This is a genomic window from Paenibacillus sp. FSL W7-1279 (genome assembly GCF_037969845.1).
Lineage (GTDB): Bacteria > Bacillota > Bacilli > Paenibacillales > Paenibacillaceae > Paenibacillus_AQ.
This window is the reverse complement of the sequence record NZ_CP150215.1, coordinates 17,501-39,807: the sequence shown is the minus strand read 5'-3', so window position 1 is coordinate 39,807 and position 22,307 is coordinate 17,501. Positions and strand designations below refer to the sequence as shown.

At 48.9% G+C, this 22,307-nt stretch carries 25 protein-coding genes, 1 rRNA gene and 1 riboswitch (1 of these 27 cut by a window edge); of the genes, 2 read left to right on the top strand and 24 right to left on the bottom strand.

Going from position 1 to position 22,307, the window contains the following annotated elements:
- Window positions 1–80: 80 nt before the first annotated feature.
- The 12 genes from glmU to MKY82_RS00135 form a co-directional block, all read right to left on the bottom strand.
- Window positions 81–1,475, bottom strand: coding sequence for a bifunctional UDP-N-acetylglucosamine diphosphorylase/glucosamine-1-phosphate N-acetyltransferase GlmU (gene glmU / locus MKY82_RS00190; protein ID WP_339295225.1), 1,395 nt, complete (start codon window positions 1,473–1,475; stop codon window positions 81–83).
- Between the two features lie 110 nt (window positions 1,476–1,585).
- Window positions 1,586–1,870, bottom strand: a complete 285-nt coding sequence (gene spoVG / locus MKY82_RS00185) for a septation regulator SpoVG (RefSeq protein WP_006207419.1) — start codon at window positions 1,868–1,870, stop codon at window positions 1,586–1,588.
- 183 nt (window positions 1,871–2,053) lie between these two features.
- Window positions 2,054–2,881, bottom strand: coding sequence for a pur operon repressor (purR, locus tag MKY82_RS00180; RefSeq protein WP_071221086.1), 828 nt, complete (start codon window positions 2,879–2,881; stop codon window positions 2,054–2,056).
- 109 nt (window positions 2,882–2,990) lie between these two features.
- Window positions 2,991–3,845 (bottom strand): 4-(cytidine 5'-diphospho)-2-C-methyl-D-erythritol kinase, encoded by an 855-nt coding sequence (ispE, locus tag MKY82_RS00175; RefSeq protein ID WP_216535570.1) that lies wholly within the window; start codon window positions 3,843–3,845, stop codon window positions 2,991–2,993.
- A gap of 178 nt (window positions 3,846–4,023) precedes the next feature.
- Window positions 4,024–4,206: a small, acid-soluble spore protein, alpha/beta type gene (locus tag MKY82_RS00170; protein WP_009591920.1), complete on the bottom strand. Its 183-nt coding sequence runs from the start codon at window positions 4,204–4,206 to the stop codon at window positions 4,024–4,026.
- Window positions 4,207–4,439: 233 nt separating this feature from the next.
- Entirely contained in the window at window positions 4,440–4,715 is a 276-nt protein-coding gene (locus MKY82_RS00165) for a Veg family protein (RefSeq protein WP_006207415.1), read from the bottom strand.
- 289 nt (window positions 4,716–5,004) lie between these two features.
- On the bottom strand, window positions 5,005–5,907 hold the full coding sequence (yabG, locus tag MKY82_RS00160; protein WP_339296621.1) for a sporulation peptidase YabG: 903 nt from the start codon (window positions 5,905–5,907) through the stop codon (window positions 5,005–5,007).
- A gap of 112 nt (window positions 5,908–6,019) precedes the next feature.
- Window positions 6,020–6,904 (bottom strand): 16S rRNA (adenine(1518)-N(6)/adenine(1519)-N(6))-dimethyltransferase RsmA, encoded by an 885-nt coding sequence (gene rsmA, locus MKY82_RS00155; protein ID WP_339295224.1) that lies wholly within the window; start codon window positions 6,902–6,904, stop codon window positions 6,020–6,022.
- Window positions 6,901–7,452, bottom strand: coding sequence for a ribonuclease M5 (gene rnmV / locus MKY82_RS00150; RefSeq protein ID WP_194540294.1), 552 nt, complete (start codon window positions 7,450–7,452; stop codon window positions 6,901–6,903). Before rnmV ends, rsmA begins: the two co-directional genes overlap by 4 nt.
- Window positions 7,453–7,637: 185 nt before the next feature.
- Window positions 7,638–8,825 carry a G5 domain-containing protein gene (locus MKY82_RS00145; protein WP_339295223.1) on the bottom strand — a complete coding sequence of 396 codons (1,188 nt, stop codon included), beginning with the start codon at window positions 8,823–8,825 and terminating at the stop codon, window positions 7,638–7,640.
- Window positions 8,826–9,096: 271 nt separating this feature from the next.
- A riboswitch (cyclic di-AMP (ydaO/yuaA leader) is annotated at window positions 9,097–9,311 on the bottom strand.
- A 205-nt stretch (window positions 9,312–9,516) separates the two neighbouring features.
- Window positions 9,517–10,281, bottom strand: a complete 765-nt coding sequence (locus MKY82_RS00140) for a TatD family hydrolase (protein WP_194540292.1) — start codon at window positions 10,279–10,281, stop codon at window positions 9,517–9,519.
- Between the two features lie 96 nt (window positions 10,282–10,377).
- Entirely contained in the window at window positions 10,378–11,667 is a 1,290-nt protein-coding gene (locus MKY82_RS00135) for an HD domain-containing protein (RefSeq protein ID WP_194540291.1), read from the bottom strand.
- A 323-nt stretch (window positions 11,668–11,990) separates the two neighbouring features.
- On the opposite strand from MKY82_RS00135, the gene MKY82_RS00130 reads away from it, so the two are divergent.
- Entirely contained in the window at window positions 11,991–12,245 is a 255-nt protein-coding gene (locus MKY82_RS00130) for an AbrB/MazE/SpoVT family DNA-binding domain-containing protein (protein WP_006207408.1), read from the top strand.
- 267 nt (window positions 12,246–12,512) lie between these two features.
- Here the strand turns inward: MKY82_RS00130 and rsmI are convergent, their stop codons facing one another.
- The 10 genes from rsmI to MKY82_RS00080 all read right to left on the bottom strand — a co-directional run bounded on the left by rsmI (window position 12,513) and on the right by MKY82_RS00080 (window position 20,597).
- Window positions 12,513–13,406, bottom strand: coding sequence for a 16S rRNA (cytidine(1402)-2'-O)-methyltransferase (gene rsmI, locus MKY82_RS00125; RefSeq protein WP_194540290.1), 894 nt, complete (start codon window positions 13,404–13,406; stop codon window positions 12,513–12,515).
- Window positions 13,403–14,170: a tRNA1(Val) (adenine(37)-N6)-methyltransferase gene (locus tag MKY82_RS00120; protein WP_194540289.1), complete on the bottom strand. Its 768-nt coding sequence runs from the start codon at window positions 14,168–14,170 to the stop codon at window positions 13,403–13,405. Before MKY82_RS00120 ends, rsmI begins: the two co-directional genes overlap by 4 nt.
- Window positions 14,171–14,370: 200 nt before the next feature.
- A complete protein-coding gene (yabA, locus tag MKY82_RS00115; RefSeq protein WP_009591928.1) occupies window positions 14,371–14,739 on the bottom strand; it encodes a DNA replication initiation control protein YabA in 369 nt (122 codons plus the stop codon).
- 32 nt (window positions 14,740–14,771) lie between these two features.
- Window positions 14,772–15,572, bottom strand: a complete 801-nt coding sequence (locus tag MKY82_RS00110) for a stage 0 sporulation family protein (RefSeq protein ID WP_071221096.1) — start codon at window positions 15,570–15,572, stop codon at window positions 14,772–14,774.
- Window positions 15,573–15,628: 56 nt separating this feature from the next.
- Window positions 15,629–16,615, bottom strand: a complete 987-nt coding sequence (gene holB, locus MKY82_RS00105; RefSeq protein ID WP_326119036.1) for a DNA polymerase III subunit delta' — start codon at window positions 16,613–16,615, stop codon at window positions 15,629–15,631.
- Window positions 16,616–16,700: 85 nt separating this feature from the next.
- Window positions 16,701–17,144, bottom strand: a complete 444-nt coding sequence (locus tag MKY82_RS00100) for a YaaR family protein (RefSeq protein WP_071221098.1) — start codon at window positions 17,142–17,144, stop codon at window positions 16,701–16,703.
- 336 nt (window positions 17,145–17,480) lie between these two features.
- Window positions 17,481–17,810 carry a cyclic-di-AMP receptor gene (locus MKY82_RS00095; protein WP_006207400.1) on the bottom strand — a complete coding sequence of 110 codons (330 nt, stop codon included), beginning with the start codon at window positions 17,808–17,810 and terminating at the stop codon, window positions 17,481–17,483.
- 64 nt (window positions 17,811–17,874) lie between these two features.
- Complete coding sequence (gene tmk, locus MKY82_RS00090) at window positions 17,875–18,519, bottom strand: dTMP kinase (RefSeq protein ID WP_071221099.1); 645 nt, start codon at window positions 18,517–18,519, stop codon at window positions 17,875–17,877.
- Window positions 18,520–18,604: 85 nt separating this feature from the next.
- Window positions 18,605–20,272 (bottom strand): aminotransferase class I/II-fold pyridoxal phosphate-dependent enzyme, encoded by a 1,668-nt coding sequence (locus MKY82_RS00085; RefSeq protein WP_339295222.1) that lies wholly within the window; start codon window positions 20,270–20,272, stop codon window positions 18,605–18,607.
- 139 nt (window positions 20,273–20,411) lie between these two features.
- Window positions 20,412–20,597, bottom strand: coding sequence for a sigma factor G inhibitor Gin (locus MKY82_RS00080; protein ID WP_071221101.1), 186 nt, complete (start codon window positions 20,595–20,597; stop codon window positions 20,412–20,414).
- 232 nt (window positions 20,598–20,829) lie between these two features.
- On the opposite strand from MKY82_RS00080, the gene MKY82_RS00075 reads away from it, so the two are divergent.
- Complete coding sequence (locus MKY82_RS00075) at window positions 20,830–21,351, top strand: hypothetical protein (RefSeq protein WP_194540286.1); 522 nt, start codon at window positions 20,830–20,832, stop codon at window positions 21,349–21,351.
- Window positions 21,352–21,447: 96 nt separating this feature from the next.
- Here the strand turns inward: MKY82_RS00075 and MKY82_RS00070 are convergent, their stop codons facing one another.
- A complete protein-coding gene (locus tag MKY82_RS00070) occupies window positions 21,448–21,885 on the bottom strand; it encodes a hypothetical protein (RefSeq protein WP_194540285.1) in 438 nt (145 codons plus the stop codon).
- A 346-nt stretch (window positions 21,886–22,231) separates the two neighbouring features.
- A 5S ribosomal RNA gene (gene rrf, locus MKY82_RS00065) occupies window positions 22,232–22,307 on the bottom strand; it runs 41 nt beyond the window's last position.

Below are 22,307 nucleotides of genomic sequence, written 5' to 3'. Positions count from 1 at the left end.
GAATAAAAACCCTCCGTGCTGGTTCGTTGAATTAGGTATCCGATCACCGCTTCATATCTTGGTAAAGGAAGCAGGGATAATTACGATTTCTTGTTCTTCTTGGCGATAGCGCGTTCCCGGATCTTCTCTGCGTACCCTGGCTTGTTCTCCTGACGCTGTCTGGCGATGGCCAGATCATTATCCGAAACGGAATCCGTTATGGTAGAGCCTGCAACAACGAATGCGCCTTTGCCCACCTTCACCGGTGCAATCAAATTCACATTACTGCCGATAAATGCATCATCTTCAATTTCGGTAATGGACTTATTATAACCATCATAGTTGACTGTAATCGCACCGCAGCCGATATTAACGTTTTTGCCGACTTTGGCATCACCCACATAACTGAGATGAGATACTTTAGAGCCGTTATCAATCGTGGCGTTCTTCACTTCAACGAAGTCCCCCACCTTTACATCATTCCCCAGCTTGGCGCCTGGACGAAGATAAGCATACGGTCCTACAGAGGTCCGAGAGCCGACTTCAGCACTGCTGAGCACCGAATGTTTGACGCTGGCACCATCCGCAATAACGGAATCCTCGATATCGGAATCCGGTCCTATCACGCAATCTTCACCGATCACCGTATTTCCTTTCAGGACGGTACCGGGATAGAGCACGGTATCTGAACCAATCTTAACATCAGCCCCGATATAGGTTGATGACGGGTCAATGATCGTAACACCGTTCAACATGTGCGTGCGGTTGATGCGTTCTCTCATGAAGCCTTCGGCTTCCGACAGCGCCAGACGGTCGTTGACGCCAATCGATTCCGCGTAATCATCCGTCTGATAAGCAAGCACGGTCTCGCCGGCTTGTTTCAGAATACCGATGCAATCGGTCAGGTAATATTCCTGCTGCGCATTCTGGTTGGTTACATTGTCCAGTGCAGCAAATAGCTTTTTATTGTCAAAACAATAGGTACCGGTATTAATTTCAGTGACGGCGTCCTCTTCCGGACTGCAATCTTTCTGCTCAACAATCCGAAGTGCGCTGCCATCCTCGCCTCGAATGACCCGGCCGTAGCCTTTCGGGTTATCCATATGCGCGGTAAGCACCGTAGCGGCCGCATTGTTGCTCTCATGCAGATTCAAAAGATTCTCCAGTGTCTCGGACGTCACCAGAGGAGTATCCCCGCAAATGACAATCGTGGAGCCTTCTTCGCCGCCAAGTAATTCCTTGGCTTGCTTCACGGCGTGACCCGTTCCGAGCTGCTGCTCCTGCAGTACATACTCGGCTGCGTCTTGCAGATAGGTGCGAACCGCTTCCGCGCCGTGGCCTACGACCACAACACTGCGTTCACAGTTTACCTGTTGTACGGTTTGCAATACATGTCCGACCATCGGCTTGCCACAAACAGGATGCAGCACTTTATATAGTTTGGATTTCATACGTTTGCCCTGCCCAGCGGCGAGCACAATAGCAAATCTTTTCAAGGGCCATGCCTCCTCCTCTTGAACTCACTACTGAATATATATCATTCTACAAAAAAAGAAAAGAGAGCCACAGGTATGGCTCTCTTTTCCTTGAACCCCAATTGTAAATCTTAAGCGCCTTCTTCAATCACTTCTTCTTCAGTAGCCGCTCGCTCATACTCGGCCAATACAGCCGATTGAATTTTCTCGCGAGTACCGGAAGAAATGGGATGGGCAATGTCGCGGAATTCTCCATCAGGAGTGCGTTTGCTCGGCATTGCAACAAACATTCCATTGTTTCCGTCGATGACGCGAATGTCGTGAACGACAAATTCATTATCGATGGTAATGGATGCGATTGCCTTCATTCTCCCCTCAGAGTTAACACGGCGGAGTCTGACATCCGTAATTTGCATATGTGTTCACCACCTTTTTCCATCAGAGACTTGGTGTATAATTCCACACAGCAAACCAGAAATCCTTCTTTTTTCTAATACAAAATGTCCTAAAAACAGGAATTTTTTTTAGAATGTGATATTTTCGACAGACTTCGGGCTAATTCGAATGAAAACGCTATTATATCGACAAATATCGCGACTCTATTTTTCGAAATAATTACCAGGGTTGACGGTAATTCTCTTCGTTTTGGAGTCCACATCGCTTAAGATGGCCAGTGAAATATAGTCCTCCAGAAGTCTTTCCTCGGTTTCCACCGCTCCCGACTCTACCAGCACACCGACACCTGCGACTTCAGCATTAAATTCACCCAGCAGGTCAACCATTCCCTGAATGGTCCCGCCTGCCTTCATAAAATCATCCACGATCAGCACGCGGGAGCGTTCCTTGAGCGCCCGGCGGGATAATGACATGGTATGGATGCTCTTGTGCGAGCCCGACACATAATTGATGCTTACGGCCGACCCTTCGGTCACTTGATGGTCCCGGCGAACTAGTACGACCGGCAGGTTCAGTTGGGCCGCTGTCGCATAAGCCAGTGGAATCCCTTTGGTTTCCACGGTCATGACTACATCGATATCCCGGTCGGCGAACGCCGTGGCAATGATCTTGCCCGCCTCGTTCATCAGCGAAGGTTGTCCAAGCAGATCAGACATGTACAAATATCCGCCCGGCAAAATCCGATCCGATTGCTGAAGCTGCTGGCACAGCTCCTCCGCAAACCGCAAGGCATGATCTTTGCGCAGCTTCGGAATGTATCTGACTCCTCCCGCTGCGCCGGCCAGGGTCTGAAGCTCTCCGAGTCCCTCACTCTCGAACACGTCCTTAATAATCGCCAAATCCTCACTGATGGATGACTTGGCTGCTCCATATCGCTCGGCGAACGTCGTCAGCGGAATCAGCGTATGCGGTTTAGATAGTAAATATTGGGTCATATCGACCAATCGTTCGCTTCGTTTTAATTTTTTCACCTAGGGTTCCTCGCTAAATCCGAATATTATATGTTAAATATAACACCTTTGTACGTATTTATACAACTTTGTTTGAAATTCGACCCCGAATTGTCAAACATAACCGTTTCTAAGTCAGCAGGCGAACGGCATACACTTCCTTGCAGAACCCCCGCAGGCCATTATAAATTCGGGCTACCTTGGATTCCTTGGAGACCAAGCCGAAGACCGTAGGACCGCTTCCGGACATGAGCGCGCCGTCAGCTCCCAATTTCAGCATTCCTTCCTTCAGCTGCTGAACTTCCGGGTGCATCTTCAAGGTAACCTCCTCCAGAACGTTACCCAGCGATTGGCACATCTGCTGGAAGCTGCCTTGCGTAAGCGCCTCTACCATGCGCTCTGCGGATGGATGGCGCTGAATCTGCTCGCTGCGCAAACGGCCGTACACTTCCGCCGTCGACACGTTGATCGGCGGCTTCGCCACGATCACCCAGCACTGCGGCGGATTCGGGATCGGCGTGAGTACCTCGCCGCGCCCTGTAGCCAGTGCGGTGCCGCCCGTTACGCAGAACGGCACATCCGAGCCGAGCTCTGCCCCCAGCGCGAGCAGCTCCTCCTGGGGGATACCCAGTCCCCAGAGGCGGTTCAAGCCGCGCAGTGTTGCCGCTGCATCACTGCTGCCTCCTGCCAGCCCAGCGGCAACGGGAATTTTTTTGTCCAGGTGAATATGTACACCCTGTTTCACGTCGTAGCGCTCTTTAATTAGTCTTGCTGCCTGAAAGGCCAAATTCTTCTCGTCCAACGGTATGTACCCTGCCTGTGAGGTGATGATGATGGTGTCCCGCTTCTGTTCGGACATTTCGAGCCGATCGGCGAGGTCGATCATCGTCATGACCATCTCTACCTCATGAAAGCCGTCAGGACGTTTATGAAGTACATCCAGCATCAAATTGATTTTGGCCGGTGCTTTTTCGTATATTTTCAAGAACGTTCACCTATCCTTAGCTTTTCCCATATGCTTGAACTTAACATATTCGAGGAAAAACATCTAATGCCTCTATATTAACAAACTCAGGCTTTGAAGTCATGGGACCGTTTGATGGAGGTAAACAAACAGGGGCTTCCGCTTAACCGGAAGCCCCTGCCGCGTTATGGTCTTTCTCTTACAGATCGGATTTGCGGGCTGCCCGCTCGGCGAGCTCAATCGCCCGTTTTACCATGTTGCCGGCATCCTTGGCCTTAATGCCTCCCCAGCCTTCTTTTTCCACGGTATCGTAGAATCCCAATTCCTTAGCCAATTCGGTCTTCAATTGATCGGACATAATGCTTCGTCTTCTCCTGCTCATCAATCCCGCCTCCTTGGAAAATGTATTGAGTATGGCATGAACAGCATCCGGCGCGATGCAGTGACCTTTTACGCCCCCTGCAAGCTTAACCTCCATCTCCGCATATGGAACGGATAAAGAAGGCCTCGCGCAGCCTTAGTATGCGTTTAATTTTCGCTTGTCATTCTCCCCGGTTCGATGGCAACAAAAAACAGCCTCCCTGTAAGTGGAGACTGCTCTCTCATGACATATCGTTATGACTTGATATAGGTGATTCGCATCTCGTTGTCATCACCGGTTACCATGATTTCCACGGTTTCGGTCAGAATATCGGCATAACTGTAGGACACACGTTTAAAAGTTTGCTGGTCTTGATCCAGCTTCACAATGAAAACAGAAGGGTACGTTTCTTCCAAAACACCAGTACGCTCGACGGTCTTCCGACGGCCACCGTTAGCCCGAAGCGTAATTTTTTGCCCTAAATGGGCATCGAGACTGCGTTTGATTTCCAACAGCGCGTTTTTAGCCATTGTCGACGACCACCTCTTTCCTTGTCCATTATACAAAAGATTCAGTCATTTGTCAATTCAAAAACATTAATTATATCAGCATCAAAAATATATTGTCAACGTATTTTTTTTGACCCTGTATTTCTCGTGTGCATTTGCTTTAATATGTGCTAAATTGACAAGCTTTATGTATTTTTTTTGACAACTTTCTTAAAGAATTGAAACAAAAAATAAAAAACCCCAGCTTGTGGGGTTCTTCTCGGGTCTTTCCTCAACGGCCGATAAGCCTCTTTCAGCACACAGTATGAGCCTAACTGACCGAAGGCGTAACCTTCAATGTGGACAAATCCTGCAGCTTGGGCAGACCGATCCGGTAGCTGCCTCTCGTCTCGATTCCGCCCACGCCCTGGCTGCCGCTGATCGTATGATGAACGACATCATGAATGTTCACGGTATCCCTGACCGACGTATAGGCTGCCTTGGCGGCAACGTAGACGGGATCCAGGGCATGAATGAGGATTCGCCCCGGCGAGCTGGCAAAATTGGCTCCTGCCTGCAGCAGCGCTTCAAAATGCGATTGGCACGCTCCGGCTACAATGACCAGGGAATCCAGATTCCGCTCATATTGACGTGCTACCTGAATGGCCGTGACAAAGTTGTGTGAATTTTTATAGCTGTCCAGGCTATATAAATCGTATGGCTGTCGTCTCTTCAGAACTCCATCATGACCTGTAATTACCACGATATCAGGTCTTACCCGCGGAAGAAGACGATATAATGAATCGGCCATCCCCGACTCATTGATATAATGGCCTTCCGCTGGGACCCGAAGCTGATTGTACAAGGTCAAACTCTTCTTCAGGTATTGGAGATCCCCATCCAAATGCAGCACTTTGCCCGGCACGTCAAAATATCCTTTATCCGCAAGCTGGCCGCCTTCGATATTGCGCAGGCTGGCCAGTTGACGCTCGCTCTGCTCCTGTCTGTGCTTCTGCAGGCGGTCCAGCGACTCATTGGCTTTGATCTGTGCCTGCTTTGTTCGTTCGCTTAAGGTGGGATGCGGGACCGTGACCAGATCATCAACGGGAGCATCGGCCAGTAACCGGAATTCCGTCCCTTTGATGACGATATTGTTATTTTGCCGCATGCCTTCTACCCGGAACGTTACATCGCCGCCGTAGGATTTACGAACGACCAAGTCTCCCAAGTTCATCACAACATCACCCCTACCCTATGGTATGGGCCACTGTGACTATTGGTTCTTGGAAACATCAATTTATCGCGTCGAGACCTTCCGCGGGTCTATGGGCGCCCTAATGGCTGTATTAACGAATATCCGCGTTGTACAATATGTTGCTAAGCCGGGCATACTCTTCAATACTAAGGGTCTCGCCGCGCCGTGAAGGCTCGATGCCCGCCTCCTGCAGCAGCTGCTCCAGCCGTTCACGGCCTTCTCCCGGAAAGAACCGGCTCTTCAGATTGTTGGCAATCGTCTTCCTCCGCTGTGCGAAAGAGGCCTGGACCACCTCGAAGAAGAACCTTTCATCTTCTACGCTGACAGGAGGCTGTTCCCGTACCGCCAAGCGAATAACGGCCGAAGCGACATTCGGCTGCGGAATAAACACCGTATGCGGCACAATACAGACCAGCTTAGGCTCACTGTAATATTGAACGGCAATGCTAAGGCTGCCGTAATCCTTGCTTCCCGGTGCGGCCGCCATCCGCTCTGCCACTTCTTTCTGAATCATCACCACGATATTCTCCAGCGGCAGCTTCTCCTCCAGCAGCTTCATGAGAATCGGCGTCGTCACATAATACGGCAGATTCGCAACCACACTTACCTTCGATACGCCCGCAAAATCCTGACGGAACAGCTCATGAAGATCCACCTTCAGGACATCCCCATGATGCACCTTCACATTCTCATAGGGCTCCAGGACCTCCCGCAAGATGGGAATCAGGCGCTGATCAATTTCGACCGCGGTGACGGTTCCTGCCGTCTGTGCCAGCTTCTCGGTTAACGCACCGATCCCAGGACCGATCTCAAGCGCTCCCTTATCTTCATCCAGTCCTGCAGCCTCCACGATTTTATACAATATATTCTGATCGATGAGAAAGTTTTGACCCAGACTCTTCTTGAAGGAGAATCCATGCCGTGAGATGATCTCCTTCGTCCGTCTTGGTGTTGATATATCCTCGATCCGATTCATTGGCTTACGCCCCCTTCTTCCAGCTGTGAAAGTGCGGCCAGAAATTCTTCCCGCGATATTTGAAACATGGCCAATCGTTTATGGAATTGCTTGCTGTTGCAATATCCGATCCCGAGCAGGTTTCCCATCGTCATACGCCTTGCAGCAGCCTCCGGATGGGCTGATAATCCTGCCTCCAGCATGTCCTCCAGACTGATCAGGCTCTCTCCGCCCTCAAAGGAGGTATGTACCCGCTCCAGCGCACGCCGTATCGCTTCTGGCGAGGCATTCTCTACGCCGATATCCCCTTTGCGGGTAGCATCCGCTTCCGGAATAAAGGCATGCTTGCAGCCAGGGACACCCTGATCCACAATTTTGCGGATCCGCTCCCCTGCATGGTCAGGATCGGTTAATATAATAACGCCTCTGCGCTCCTGAGCAAGCGCTATGCGTTTCAGGATTTGTTTATTGATCGCTGAGCCGCCCGTTTCGATCGTATCCGCTTCTACGGCCCGTTTAATGGCAACGGTATCGTCTCTGCCTTCCACAACAATCACTTCTTTAATCATGCGTTTGTTCTCTTCCTTCCCAAGAAAACAGGCTTGTACAACCTCTAGGTTCTACCAACTTAGCCCTATATACTCCGTTCTTAACAAAACAAAAGAAGAGGAAATATTCCCTCTTCTTCATCATTATATATTATAAGCTAAATAGTATAGCATTAGAATGGTATTGTAAATTGGAATTCATGCGTCTAGTTCAATTCAGGTTTAACCGGACCGATCACGTAAACGGTGCGGCCGCTCTTCCGGCCGAAGTTTATGGCCGATTTCAGTGAATCATAATACACATCGATTTTGTTGCCTTTGATGGCACCGCCCGTATCTTCTGCACGACGGAAGCCAATGCCTTCGATATAGACCCACCAGCCGATCGGGATGATGTTAGGATCAACGGCGATGGTGCGTCCTTCTGTAACGCGTGTACCGGATGCAGTGCGTGTACCGATTCCCTGCTGCTCAGCGGAATACGCCGTCATCGACACGTTGTTCAATACCTTGCTGTATTTAAAATCAACGCCTGCCCGAGAAACCACGTTGTTCTCGACAGCCTTGGCGGTCGTTACTTTTTTCGTGCCGGACAATTTAGCCGGTTTAGCCTTTACATCGGTGGCTGCCGCCTGAACGATGACAGGCTTCTCTACTTTTTTCGTGCCAACAGCAATGATTTTATCCTTCGTTCTGCGTTCAATCTCTTGGGAGACCTTCGTCTTGGAAACCAGCTTGCCATTGTGGTAGACCTTCTCATAATGGTTCACCATGAGACCAGGCTCGCCCCGCTGAATAACGCGGTTATCCCCTCTCTCAAGCGATGGGTCGGCTGTTTTGATCACGCGGAAACTGCGATCCTCCGTCTCTTTAACTTTTTGTTTCGTGACGCGAACGACATCGATATTCATATTGCTGGTCAGCTTCGTGTTCTGTGCCGGTTGTACTATATCTTCACCCTGGATCGTAATACCAGCCTCTTTAAGTACATGATCAACCGTATCCTGGGATGTAAATATGGTTTTGGTTGTGCTGCCTACTGTAACTTTGACTGGAATTGCCCGGTCAATGATGATCCGGTCTCCATCCTGGATCGCGCCGTTTAAAGGCATCGAAATCTGATCCTGAGGACTCAACGTGATCGCTTGCTCATCCAGCAATTCCTGCAGCAATGATCCACGTGTTTCTACTGTGGTGACACGACCATCGACGACAAGCTGAACCTCCTTGCCTGCCTGATCATGTACGACCAACGATATGAGAAGTGATACCGTAACGGCACCCATGGCACCGAGCAACATCAGTTGACGCAAATTGTCATGCTTCCATCTCAATGCGTAAGACATGCTGGATGATTGTGATTCATGGGTTTCTTCAGGTTGAAAAATGCCCACTATTCCATCCTCCTTCATAGTCCCGCCGTCTAGGTAAACGCATGAATGCATTTGACGTGACTATAGCAATTTTTCTCACAAGGCGCCCTGCTATCTATCTACACCCTGCGTCAATTCCCGTCTTTCCGTCCATGTACCACCACCCCTTGTTTACCAAGAGTATGATGATCCCCTCTCCATTATTCAAAAATAAAAGAAAGCCATTGAAAGAGTACTAGAGGCTCTAACGTGGCTTCCTGATGATTAGAATCATGGAAATGGTATGCACGAGAATTCCCCTCTTATTTCGCTTACGGAGTTAGCTGTCGGGTTCGGACGTAAGAGAGACGCCCTAGATCCGGATACCCGCTCATGGCGAGATCCTTCAAATTCACCCCAAAGACCCGAAAAAGAAATCAAATACAGCTGCGCGCATTCAGACCAGTATGCACGGCGGTATCGGTTCCCCCGTTCCCCAAAATTTCGGAGATTAAGCGAGACGGTTCATGAAATATTCGGCCGCGATCTGCACATCGCAGCTTCTTATCACTGAAAAGATGATATCCTGTTTGTATGCAGGTTGTAAAGCAACATTCAACCACATTTTCTCATGTAAAAGGTTAAAATATTGTAATATCAACGCCTTTTCTGATTAAAAAACTTTAATTAATCGAAAATGCTCCCTTTTTCATCGCTTTTGCTCTCGTTTTCGTTAAATACCAAATCGTTCCAGCGCATTTTGGGTGGTAATTTGGGCCAATTCCTCATAGGACAACCCTCTAATTTCGGCTGCCGCCTCCGCCACCAATTTTACATAAGCGGTCTCATTTCGTTTCCCGCGGAAGGGATGAGGTGTTAGGTAAGGGGAGTCCGTTTCGATCAATAATCGATCAAGCGGAACCTGCGCCAAAACCTCTTTGGGCTGCTTTGCATTTTTGAAGGTAATCGGCCCGCCAAACGAAATATGGAATCCCATATCGAGACATATTTTGGCCGTTTCCCAGCTTCCGGAGAAGGAATGCATGACACCGCCCACCTCGGAGGCTTTTTCCTCGCGCAAAATTCTCACGATATCTTCATGCGCATCCCGATTATGAATGACAATCGGCATGTTCAATTCCCGGGCCAGTCCGATCTGACGCCGAAGCACTCGGTGCTGAACTTCTTTCGGAGACGTATCCCAATAATAGTCCAAACCGATCTCTCCTATAGCCACCACTTTCTCGTGACTGCACAAAGAGGCGATCCAATCCAGGTCCTGATCCTCCATGGTAATGGCGTCTACAGGATGCCAGCCTACCGCTGCATATATAAAATCATAAGTTTCTGCCAGCTTCATCGTAGTCGGAATCGTCTCCCGGTTAAATCCAATATTGATCATCCGGGTCACACCGGCTTCGAGTGCCCGCTGGATTGCCTCTTCCCGGTCTTCGTCGAATTGGGGAGCATCCATATGAGTGTGCGTGTCGAACAACATAAAATCCACACTCTCCTTCCTGTCGTTTCTGTGTCGTATATCTTCCATTAGCTGGGTAAATTGCAGATAAACCAAATGTTCCTGTATTCTACCTAGCTAATGTTGTTGTTTGAAAACACTGGCTATCTTCTCCGGCATTTGAGCCAGCAGCGGACTTACCTTCTCCTCCGGATAATAAAGGTGGTACCGTCCTTTATGAATGCCGCTGATCGAGCGTACAATATCGGATACCTCCGAGATTTCCTTCAGCTCATCATGCCGATCCAGAAGCAGGATTTGCTTCTCGTTAAGCGGCATATCGGAATGAACCTTATCATAAGGAAGATCCGTTGGAAAATCAATCTCCAGGTCATATTCCGGATGCAATCCCACGGCACTGAATGCGTGGCGTATCCCGTCGATGGTCTCCAGATCGATGTTGTCGATTTCTACATATTTGTAGAGCTTTCGGTGCATGAAACGGCCGCATAATTCGCTAAGAAGAGGATCTTCCTCCTCCGTCCATTGCAGAAAGGCCGTTTGGATCAGAGCTTCATCAAGGCGCAGATATTGATTCACCCCGATATTCCCCGAAAACAACGCAGGAAGCGGTTCGATCATGAAACGAAAAGCATATCCACGGTCATGCAGTTCCTTGGCCCGGCGGAAAATTTGGCGCAGGATAATTTCGGAGCTTCGGGTGACAGGATGAAAATACACCTGCCAGTACATCTGATACCTTGACATCAGGTAATCCTCTACGGCATGCATACCCGATTCCTTCACGACGACCCGATCCCGGTACGGCCGCAGCATCCGCAAGATCCGGTCAATATCAATCGTTCCGTAATTGACTCCCGTATAATACGCATCCCTTAACAAATAATCCATCCGGTCTGCATCCAGCGGACTAGTGACCAGGTTTATCACAATCGGCTTGTCGTAGGTTTTGTTAATAACCGAAGCCACTTTCTCGGGGAAATCCGCTCCAAGCTCCCGCAGTACCTGATTGACGCAAGTATCCCCAAGCAGGATCCGGCATGTCCAATCCTCGTGATTCATATGAAAAGCTTCTTCTATAGAATGAGAAAAGGGCCCATGCCCCAAATCATGCAGCAGAGCCGCGCAGAGGGCAACTTGCCTTTCCTCGGCAGGCCAATCGGAGTACCCCCTCCGTTCGAATTGAGAGATGATTCTTCTCGTAATTTCATAGACTCCCAGTGAATGGGAGAATCGGCTGTGCTCGGCCCCGTGAAAGGTCAGAAATGAAGTCCCGAGCTGTCTCACCCGGCGGAGCCGCTGGAATTCCGGGGTATCGATTAATCGCCATATGATATCGTCTTGCACATGAATATAATTGTGGACGGGATCCTTAAACACTTTTTCTTCCGAAATTGGTGAATGCATTCCATCTCAACTCCTTATCGTTTTGATTTGGGTTTTTGCCGATAAACACTTCTTTTGACATCTAATGTCGAACCATGTCGAATAAGGTAAAATTACGCTTTCCAAATCGACAAATAGAAAACCGCAGCAAAAATTGGTTCGTTTATGGTAATTACGTTGCTATACAAGGGTTTCGTTCACTATACTTTCGTAAATAGGTTCCGATTTTTCAAAAATATAGGTTGACTGTTTTGGGAATCGTTGGTACTATAAATAACATAAAAACTAGAACTATGTCGAATTATGACTTTTTTAAATTATGGCGAGAGGGGCATTTATAAGTTATGATGAAATCAACAGGAATTGTAAGGAAAGTCGATGAGCTTGGACGGGTCGTCATTCCAATTGAGTTACGCCGTACGCTCGGAATTGGTGAGAAAGATGCATTGGAGATTTATGTAGACGGCGAACGCATCATGCTTAAGAAATATGAGCCTGCCTGCATCTTCTGTGGTAACGCTGAGAATGTCACTTACTTCAAAGGTAAAATTGTTTGCCATGAATGTATCTCGGAAATCCCTACACCTGTGACAAATTAAGATTTTTAGTATATAATAGCATTATTACATTTTGTTAATTCTAACCTTTTTCATATCTCCTTGGTGCCTTCCTCGGCTATGAACCCGGCCGCAGGAGGGTCTTTTTTTGATATTAAAGAATTTATAAGTTTTCAGCGAAGTGAGCAATTCTTTAATCGCATTTATTTATATGTTTTGGGGTCCCCGCAAAGGATTTGAATAAACATCGAAGCATAGGCCCCACTTTGTGGGGCTATTTGTTATCCCCCTGCGCCGAGTTACGCTAGATCACGAATCCGTCAGGAGTGCATTATAAATATCCCGCTTCGATACACCGCGATCACTCGCGGTTTTTTTCATGGCATCCTTGCGGCTTAGTCCTTCCCGCTCATAATGTTCCACATGCTCCTGGAGCGAAAGCTCCTGCCACCAGGCATTTTTCTCTTTAAGCTCCTCTTCTGCACTGCCGGCTTCAACCACCAAACAATATTCTCCCAGCGGCGGATGCTCCGTGAGCCAGTCCAGACATTCGGAGATGGTTCCGCGCAAGAACTCCTCGTAGCGCTTGGTTAGTTCGCGAGCCAAGGTCACCTTCCGATTTCCCAGTACCTCCTGCAAGATCTCCAGGGTCTTTTTCACGCGATGCGGAGATTCATAAAATAATAACGTTCCCTGCGCCGATTGCAAAGCTTGCAGCTGCTGGACGATATCTTTGCGCTCCCGCGGCAAAAAGCCGATAAACGTAAACCGTTCGGTCGGCAAACCCGAAACGATTAGGGCGGAAAGAGCGGCATTGGCCCCCGGGATCGGAATGACCGAAATGCCCGCTTCAATCGCAAGTGAAACCAGATCACTGCCAGGGTCCGAAATCGCCGGCAGACCGGCGTCGCTGACGAGTGCCACATTTTTTCCTTCTATTATATAACGTATGATTTCAGGCCCGCTGGCCGCCTTATTATGCTCGTGATAACTAAACAGCGGTTTGGCCGGAATTTCGAAATGGGTCAGCAGCTTGCGTGACTGCCTCGTATCCTCTGCGGCGATAATATCGCACTCCTGAAGGATGCGCACGGCTCGATAGGTCATATCCTCCAAATTACCGATCGGCGTTGCCACCAAATACAGAGAGCCCGGGCTCCCCTCTCCCTGGTCGGCATAACTTTGCTGTATAAGATTTCTCATTCGTTCGTCTCATCCTTATGTGTTCCGTAGTAAATTTCCATAAAATCCGGTCCGTAGTTTCCTTGCTCATCATACACGATCAGCGGGGGCTTCAGCCGAACCTCAGGCTTCCCGTCCCGAATCCCCTCGATAAGCACCATGTTCGCTTCCATATTCACGCGCGGATGGACAAAGCGGATGACTTTGGGCTCAATCCGGTATTTGCTCATCAGCGTAATGATTTCTGCCAGCCGCAGGGGCTTGTGGACCATGCTCATCTTCCCGCCTTGGCGAAGCAGTCTTGCACAGGATTCAATTACTTCCTCAAGCGTACAGTGAATTTCATGCCTGGCAATCGCCTGGTGCTCATTCAGCTTCAAGTCGCTGCCGTTCATCGGCATATAAGGCGGGTTGACCGTAATCAGGTCGTACGCTCCATACCCTTTTTCCTTGTACAGTTCCCGCAGATCTCCTTCATGAATCGTGATCTGATCCTGCAGATCATTCATCTCGACGCTCCGTCTGGCCATGTCTGCAAGTCTGGGCTGAATCTCAATCCCCTCGATCGGCGCTCCTGTACGTGTTGACAGCAGGATCGGAACAACTCCGTTTCCCGTGCACATATCCAAAATACGGCCCCTGCGCGGAATGCTGGCAAACCTGGCGAGCAGGACGGCGTCCATGGAAAAGCTGAATACCTCCTCACTCTGGATGATGCCAAGCTCATGGGTAAGCAGATCATCAATCCGCTCGGATGGTTGCAATAACACTTCTTTCAATTTCATAGTTTCAACCCTTTATCTCCATAATTCCAAACACGCTCTTCTGGTGTATCGGCTCTCTACATAGTACCTGATAAAATGAAATACATAAAAGGCTGCTCTTCACATTGCATGACAAGCAGCCGTATGGTATCAATCGCGATCCTTACAGTATAACCTTTCCATTCTAGAAAAAAACCGTAGGCAGTTTCTCCTACGGCTTCTTATTTATTCAAAAAAGATAAGCAGAACAGGCAATCCCCTTCCGTCCGCAGATGTCCGTAATAGACATTGCAGATGTGGAAGCCTTCATGATACAGCCGAGCCAGGTTATCATATCCCTCGCCGACCACATCTTCATGTTCCTCATCCTTCACATGAGGCTGAGGTTGTAAAGCCACTGGGTTTTCCAATTCTGCCGGATTGACTTCCCGCTTTAAAATTTTCCGGAGCTGTTCATTTTCAAGACTGAGGCGATGGTTCTCTTCCAGCAGTTCCTTGATGACCAGCTTAAGTCCACCCAGTTCACTGTGTATATGTCCCATCTGTGTTTCCAACTCTTGAATGAGCACAAAAATGTTTTTCTTCTCCAAGTCTACACCCCGAAAATAAACATTCTATTGGACTATTTGATGACAACGTCATCCATTGGAAGTTCCTTAACCTTACCAATTTCAAACAGCTGAACATGAACCGTCCGCTTATCCGCATTCAGTCCGACTACTTTGCCTTCTCCAAGCGAAGTAACGACCATTTTCCCAGCGGATGGAAGCTCTTCTTTCACGCTTTCATAATTATCATGCTCAAACTTCAGGCAGCACATCAATCTTCCACATAGCCCGGAAATTTTAGTCGGATTGAGCGATAGGCTTTGATCCTTTGCCATCTTGATCGATACCGGCTCAAAATCACCAAGCCATGAGGAACAGCACAGTACGCGTCCGCAAGGTCCAAGACCGCCGAGCATTTTCGCTTCATCGCGAACTCCAATCTGGCGAAGTTCGATTCTTGTACGGAATATACTGGCCAGATCCTTGACCAGCTCACGGAAATCCACACGGCCTTCCGCCGTGAAGTAGAAAATGATTTTGTTGCGGTCAAAGGTAAATTCCACATCGACCAGCTTCATTTTCAGTTCGTGATCCCGAATTTTATTTAAACAGGTGGTGAATGCATCCTTAGCCGCTTGTTTGTTCTCTTCAACCACACGGGCATCAGAATCACCAGCGATCCGAATGACCTTCTTGAGCGGAAGGACAACGTCTGATTCACCGACCTCCTTCTTTCCTATCACAACTTGACCATACTCAATACCTCTCGCGGTTTCCACAATGACGGATTGTTCCTTCTCCACTGGCAGGTCGAGCGGATCAAAGTAATATATTTTGCCCGCCTTCTTAAAGCGGACACCTACTACACTGTACAAAAATAAACCCCCTTGTGCCTGTACATAATGGCCATTCTGCGGGCCTGGGGGTCTTCTCACGCCGGAGTGTTACCGCCCAAACCCATCAATAACTGCTCTAAACTGAGCTGTCCATTGACATTATAGCGTAACTTCTTCTGACACTCTGCGGCCAAATCCATGTATGACACCCACTGTGCTGTGCTGCGGGCTGATGCATGACCAGAGATATACTCTGCCTGATCTATGAAAACGAGAGACTCTTTCCTTCCATACTGGACATGGATCATGTCCTTAAACCATAAATGAAACATACTGAACAATAGGTCCAGATGATCTGAGAGTTCGGTTTTGAACACTTTTTGACTCGCTGTGATGATCGCTGAGCCGCTGCGGTTCAAAGACTCCTTCCCTAATTGTAACACTACGTTTCTAATTTCTGCAAACCAATTCTCACTCAATATTTTCCTGCACTCATCAAGTCCTGATGAAAGGTGAACTGCGCAGCGTACAAGTGCGGCAGGATAACCCTCCCCTACAAGAACCTTCTCCATCATCTGCGGATCTAAAGCCCGGAACGGAACCTGCTGGGATCTCGATTGAATGGTGGGCAAAAGGGCCTGTCCGTTCTCGGCAATCAGAATCGCTACAGCCGGCGCTTGGGGTTCCTCCAAAAATTTCAGCAGGCTGTTGGCTGCCTGTGTGGTCATCTTCTCCGCCCGGTCAATGATATAAACCTTAGGATTGCGATTCTCCGATCGATAAGAGAATATACGCTGAAGATCGCGAATCTGATCGATCTTAATGCTTGCTCCATCAGGCTCAACCAATGTAAGATCGGGATGGTTGCCATGATCTACCTTGCGGCATTCCAAACATTGACCGCAGGCATCGTCTTCAAGTTCCGTACAAAACAAAGCCTTGGCAAACGTAAGCGCCGTCTGCATCTGTCCGGCACCATAAGGGCCGCTAAACAGATAGGCATGACTGACCGCATTACGGCGCAAGGCATTTTGCAGCAGTTGCTTCGCAGTCTCTTGACCTACGATATCATTAAAAGACATAAGTCCTCACTTTCTATCAATCCTTTATGATCCTCCTCCATGTGGAGCAGTCATGAATTACGATACGCTTCCTTGCTTTTTGCAGCTAGAATACAAGATTGATCAGCATGCCTCGAATTTCACCAACTCGGTTCAGCAGATCAATTCTCCCCTGCTCCGTATCCAGCAGTTCATCCGCCATTGCGAGCAGCGCAGAATCGACTTCATCGATTACATTATACCGCTTTCCGCGTCCCCGGCGGTCCCAGCCGCGCGTTTCCTTCATTTTCACACCGCGACGTACCGTTTCCTCCAGGAATCGGCGAACCATCAATTTATACGCTTTGAGCTCTCGAACGGTCATCGCCTTAGCCAATCGATCACCTTGCATTGCAATTTCACGCATTTGACGACTCAGCTCTTCATGGGTCGCACGTTCTCCCTGCTGCTGCATCATATCCGAGAACGATCGCTTCTGAATCGGTCTGGCGTTGCCATCCGGCACCGTGAGTTCGCTTTTCATGGGCCGAAAGCCCGGATTGATCTTCACCTGAATCCACCGCCTATTGCGTTATTTCTTGCATCTAATAAAACGGAGGCATCGGTACGTTCATATCGAACAAACCTGTGCCTCACGTGAACGTACCTTGAAATGGATTGCTTGTCAAGCGATTTACTAACAATTATCGATAAATTGGACGATTATCCGGAATTCATTGAAATCATCCATCTATTAAGATCATCTCCCGAGTGCGGCGATCTACGGTAACTATTTTTATTATGATACAGAAGTGGTTCAGAAGACTTTGGTGACAGGAGAACACAGCCGTCAAATATCCCAATAAAAACATCCGTTACGTATCTATCGCAGATCCAGAAAATGAATTTAGAAATGCTCGAATCGTTCTACAGGGAGAACAAACACGGTTGCGCCACCAACCTGCACTTCGACCGGAAGCGGCAAGTAGGAATCGGTTGTACCACTCATAGGGGTTACCGGGGTGACCAGCTGTTCACGAACTTTACAGCTTGTGCGAATGACACTGAGCACACTTTCAACCTGTGAATCGTCTACCCCGATCATAAAGGTGGTGTTCCCCGCCTTCAGGAAGCCGCCTGTACTTGCAAGCTTTGTTGCCCGAAAATTAGCTTTGACCAACGCGGCGGAGAGACGGTTGCTATCTTTATCCTGGACAATCGCAACTATCAATTTCATGGTAAACCCTCCTTGTTTATTTGGACATCGTATGTCCTTAACAGTACTTATTTGACAAACAACCTCAAAAATCCTTTAATATCGCGTCTTCCAAGTGACGAATCATTTCTCTTTCCACCTGAGTCGGCGTTTTGGAAGCATCCACAATGCGAATTCGATCCTGATTACGTTCTGCTACCAATAGATAGCCTTCCCTAACTTTCTCGTGAAATGCCATGGTCTCCATATCCAGCCGATTCAATTCCCGTTCTGCATTTGCCGTGATCCGGGACATGCCAATCTTCGGCTCCACATCAAACAACAGCGTTAGATCCGGCATGCGGGTATCAATCGCAAATTGATTGATGTTCCATACCTCCTCCATGCCCAGTCCGCGTGCATATCCCTGGTAAACCAGACTGCTGTCCACGAACCGGTCACACAGTACAGTCAAGCCCTGGCTCAAAGCCGGCTCCACCTTCTCCACAAGATGCTGACGGCGGGCTGCCGCATACAACAATGCTTCGGTGCGTGCATCCATCGCGGTATGCTCCGGATCGAGAATAATGGAGCGGATCTTCTCCGCAATCTCAATGCCGCCGGGCTCACGTGTAATCAGATACGGAATCGAATGGTTCTGCATAAAGGCAGCGAGTCTGCCCATCATGGTCGTTTTTCCGGATCCGTCTCCTCCTTCGATGGTAATAAATAGTGGTCTGCGATTATTCATAGCGTATCCTGCTTTCATCATTTGTTGATCGAGGAGCTCTAAGTTATACACTCCGGTATACCAGCGTAAAGTGGAGTTCCTTCCTTCACGTTTCCTTATAAACGACAATGGTTTGCAGCGTTGGATCGGATATCCCCTGGCATTTCGCCCCTGCATGCCTTAATACCAGGAGCCTCTGTTCCATTTCCGCTGTGATGTCTTCGCCTGGGTATAAGATCGGTATGCCTGGCGGGTAGGGAATAACCATCTCCGCCGCCTTTCGCCCAGCGCTCTTCGCTAACGGCACCGATTCCAACCTCCCCCTGTCAATCGGCTTGAGTGAGAAAGGAATTGGGGCCGAATAAGGAGTCTCTGCGGACAAATTGTTCCACGTGGAAACATCGGAGATCAGTCTTGCGTCAGTTAACAATTTATCATCGGTATCGAAATGATTGGAATCCATATCCTCGTGGGCCTCTCGCGGCTCATAGCTCATGAAATCCCCCTGATCCCGCAGTGTCCGGATCAGTAATTCCGTGCTCTCTGCCGTAGCGCCTGGTTCGGTTCCGATCCCTTCTGTCTTCTCCCCCTGCTCTACAATATGCACAAGAGCCCATAAGACGTGATTCGCATCTTCCCGAGTCGATGCCAGCGTAAACAATAAGACGACGCGCTGCTCGTCACTCATCTCCGGCACACAGCCGCGCGCCTCTAGTGCGCGCTGGAGTGCATACCCGCTCAGGGACCCGGTGCGGTCATAGATGACCGCCTTGAACGGGTCCTGGCGGGTATACGCCGCAGCGGCCGTGCCCGCGGCGTGGCCCCCGGGCTGCGGTGGCTGCAGCAGCCCGAAGCGCGGCAGCTTCGCGAGGCCGCGCCGGAAGGTCTCCACGGCGGCCAGGCCAGCCGTGAAGGCGCCTGCGCCCTGCGTGTGCAGCAACCGCCGCGCCAGATCCAGCGAAGCCATGAGCGGGTACGAGGGGCTGGAGCTCTGCACCATGGCCAGCCGCTGGCGCAGCAGGCTTCGGTCCAGCAGCCCGCCCTGTACATGCAGCATGGCTCCCATCGTCATGGCGGCTAACATCTTGTGTGTGGATTGAACCACACCATCCGCCCCGCATGACAAAGCGTTCATCGGCAGCTGGGGATGCTGTCCGTAATGAGCTCCGTGCGCTTCGTCCACCAGCAGTGGAATGTCGCGCTTATGGCACGCTTCCGCGAGCGGCCTTAAGTCGCTCCCCATCCCGTAGTAGTTCGGCATCGTGACGATCGCCCCACGTGCCTCAGGGTAGGCCTCAAGAGCCGCTGCCAGCGTAGCCGCAGATGGAGCAATGGCTAAACCGCTTGGCTTGTCCATCTCTGGCTGAAGAAACACCGCCCTTGCACCCGCCAGCATCAATCCGTTCAACACAGACTTGTGTACGTTCCGCTGTACAAGCACGATATCGCCCGGTTCACGGCAAACCGTCAGGATTAGCGCCAAATTGCCGGCTGTACTTCCCCCCACCAGGAAGAAGCTTTCCTCTGCGCCAAAACAATCTGCAGCCAGCTCCTGTGCTTCCTGAATAACGCCTTCCGGATGAAATAAATCATCGGTTCCGGTAATTTCCGTCACGTCAATGCGCATGGCCTCTTGCAGCATCTCCGCAGCGTTACCTTCTTCTGCATATGCCCTGCCATTTTTATGACCAGGTACATGAAAAGATGAAGCCCCACGTTCTCGATACCATATTAAAGCTTCTGCAAGTGGGGCACGCTCTCTATGTGTAGTCATCGACATATCCCTTCGGATTACATTCTCTAACCTATTTTAACGCAATTTGAAACCTACGCCTACGTCTCCATGCACGGAAAGCCCCCTCTAAACAAAAAAAGGCCTTTCATTCAGGCCCATTTGACGCGTGTACCCGCATCTATGCATTTTTCGGCATGGCAATCTGTTTTAATTGACGAATAAAAAAATGATATTTGGCATCTTCCGCACTGGTATGAACGATTTCGGACTCACATTCCTCGCATACGAATTGCGAGACAATGGTGATTCCCTCTGTCTTCGTCTGATTGCATATGATACACACGTGTTCGGTCAATTCTTCCATAACCATCCCACCTTGATCCTTTTCCTATTAGTATGACACAGTTTCTATTATTTTAAACCTTTTCATAGGATATCGGTCTACGCTTTATGTATATGTACCCCTTGGTGCCCTTGTGTCTGTACCTTTTTTTTCAGCTTAATAAAAATATGATTTTGTCCGATAAAGACATAAAAGACTTAATCTTCTCGTCTATCGAAATTCACTTCTACTTAAAGGGGGACGGCATAGCCCAATGGCAGATCCACATGGTCAAGCCACCTTTTATCACTATCGATTAATTAAGAAAATCCAAATTCCCAAAAGCTTGCTCATCCTCTACTTAAGTTTGCCTTGGCTAGCAGCGGCTGCAGGTGCATTTTGGGTGTCACCGTATTTCCTGCTCTATCTGCTAATCGCCTTTCCGCTTATGTTATGGATCCAGTATGTCGTCGGACATACCGTGCTCGTCCTATTGGGAGCAAGCTACCGCAAACGTTGGCGCTTCCGTCTGAGGTTGCCTTGGCTTGGTTATATTCCGGATCAACACGTCAGCCGTCGCGTATTTAATTTAGTGCAGTTCTATACCTGTTGGGTGGGGATTGTCTTAAGCGCTATCATGGCCTTCTGGTCTCCGTTGCCTTTTGCCATTACGCTTCTGTTCTGGCATCTTTGGCTCCTTCTCCCGCGCGGCTATACGATGCTGCGTCTGAGCGGCCAGCGTAAAGATGGCATGTTGAAAATGAATGAACAGGACATCTCCTACTACCTGCAATAATGTTGAAGCTTCTGCATCCATCACTACATAGCGCTATAAACCCGATTTCCGTTTCAAACTAAATAAAGACCTCATTCCGAAGTCGGAACGAGGTCTTTATTCATTTGCTTTATTGCTTTCCAATCCTTGTATGGCTTGTTTTTTTAGCTGTGCCGGAACCGTGATTATAAGAAAATCGTCATGCACCGATAGGTGGACGATACTTTTACCTTTTTCAAAAACTAAAGAAGAACCGTTATCTTCAACTTCTTTCTGCTTCCATCCCCACGACTCAATCTCTTCCAGGTAGGCTTCAGGAATGCTGTCGTCTCCCTTTAAGCCCGGAAGCGCATACCGTACATAATCCAAGTCACTAATGCCTGTGGTTTGCTCCGTTTTATTCGCTTCCTTCGGAACCGGGAATGACTTCACATTCGCCGCGCCGTCAAAGGTTTCCCAGCTTGGTTTTGTGGATGCCCCACATCCGGATCCGATCAACACGATCGTAACCGCACAGATCATCCCTGCCACATGCAGACCACGTTTACACAACATGTAATTGTCCTCCTTCCCCCACAATAACCGGTCTCCAGATGAGTATTCATAGTTGGTTGGTTAATGGAGAACCTTCCAATCAGGCCTTATTTCCTACTGCCTGCGCATATCGGTAATCATATTCCCGATTATACCTAATTCTATTATACTGATTTTTGGCATGGTATCGGTAACAAAATCTTCATCTGTTTACGTCAATTTTAGGATCATGTTATATAACAGAGAAGCTGCTGACATCACGCTGCAGCATATATCATTAGTCGGACAATCTCTAAATCTGCACTTCATCAAAACTTCGGTGAACACAAATAAAAACCACCATCGATTACATCGACAGTGGTTTTTCGCTTGGCGACGTCCTACTCTCCCGGGACCCTTCGGTCCAAGTACCATCGGCGCTGGAAGGCTTAACGGTCGTGTTC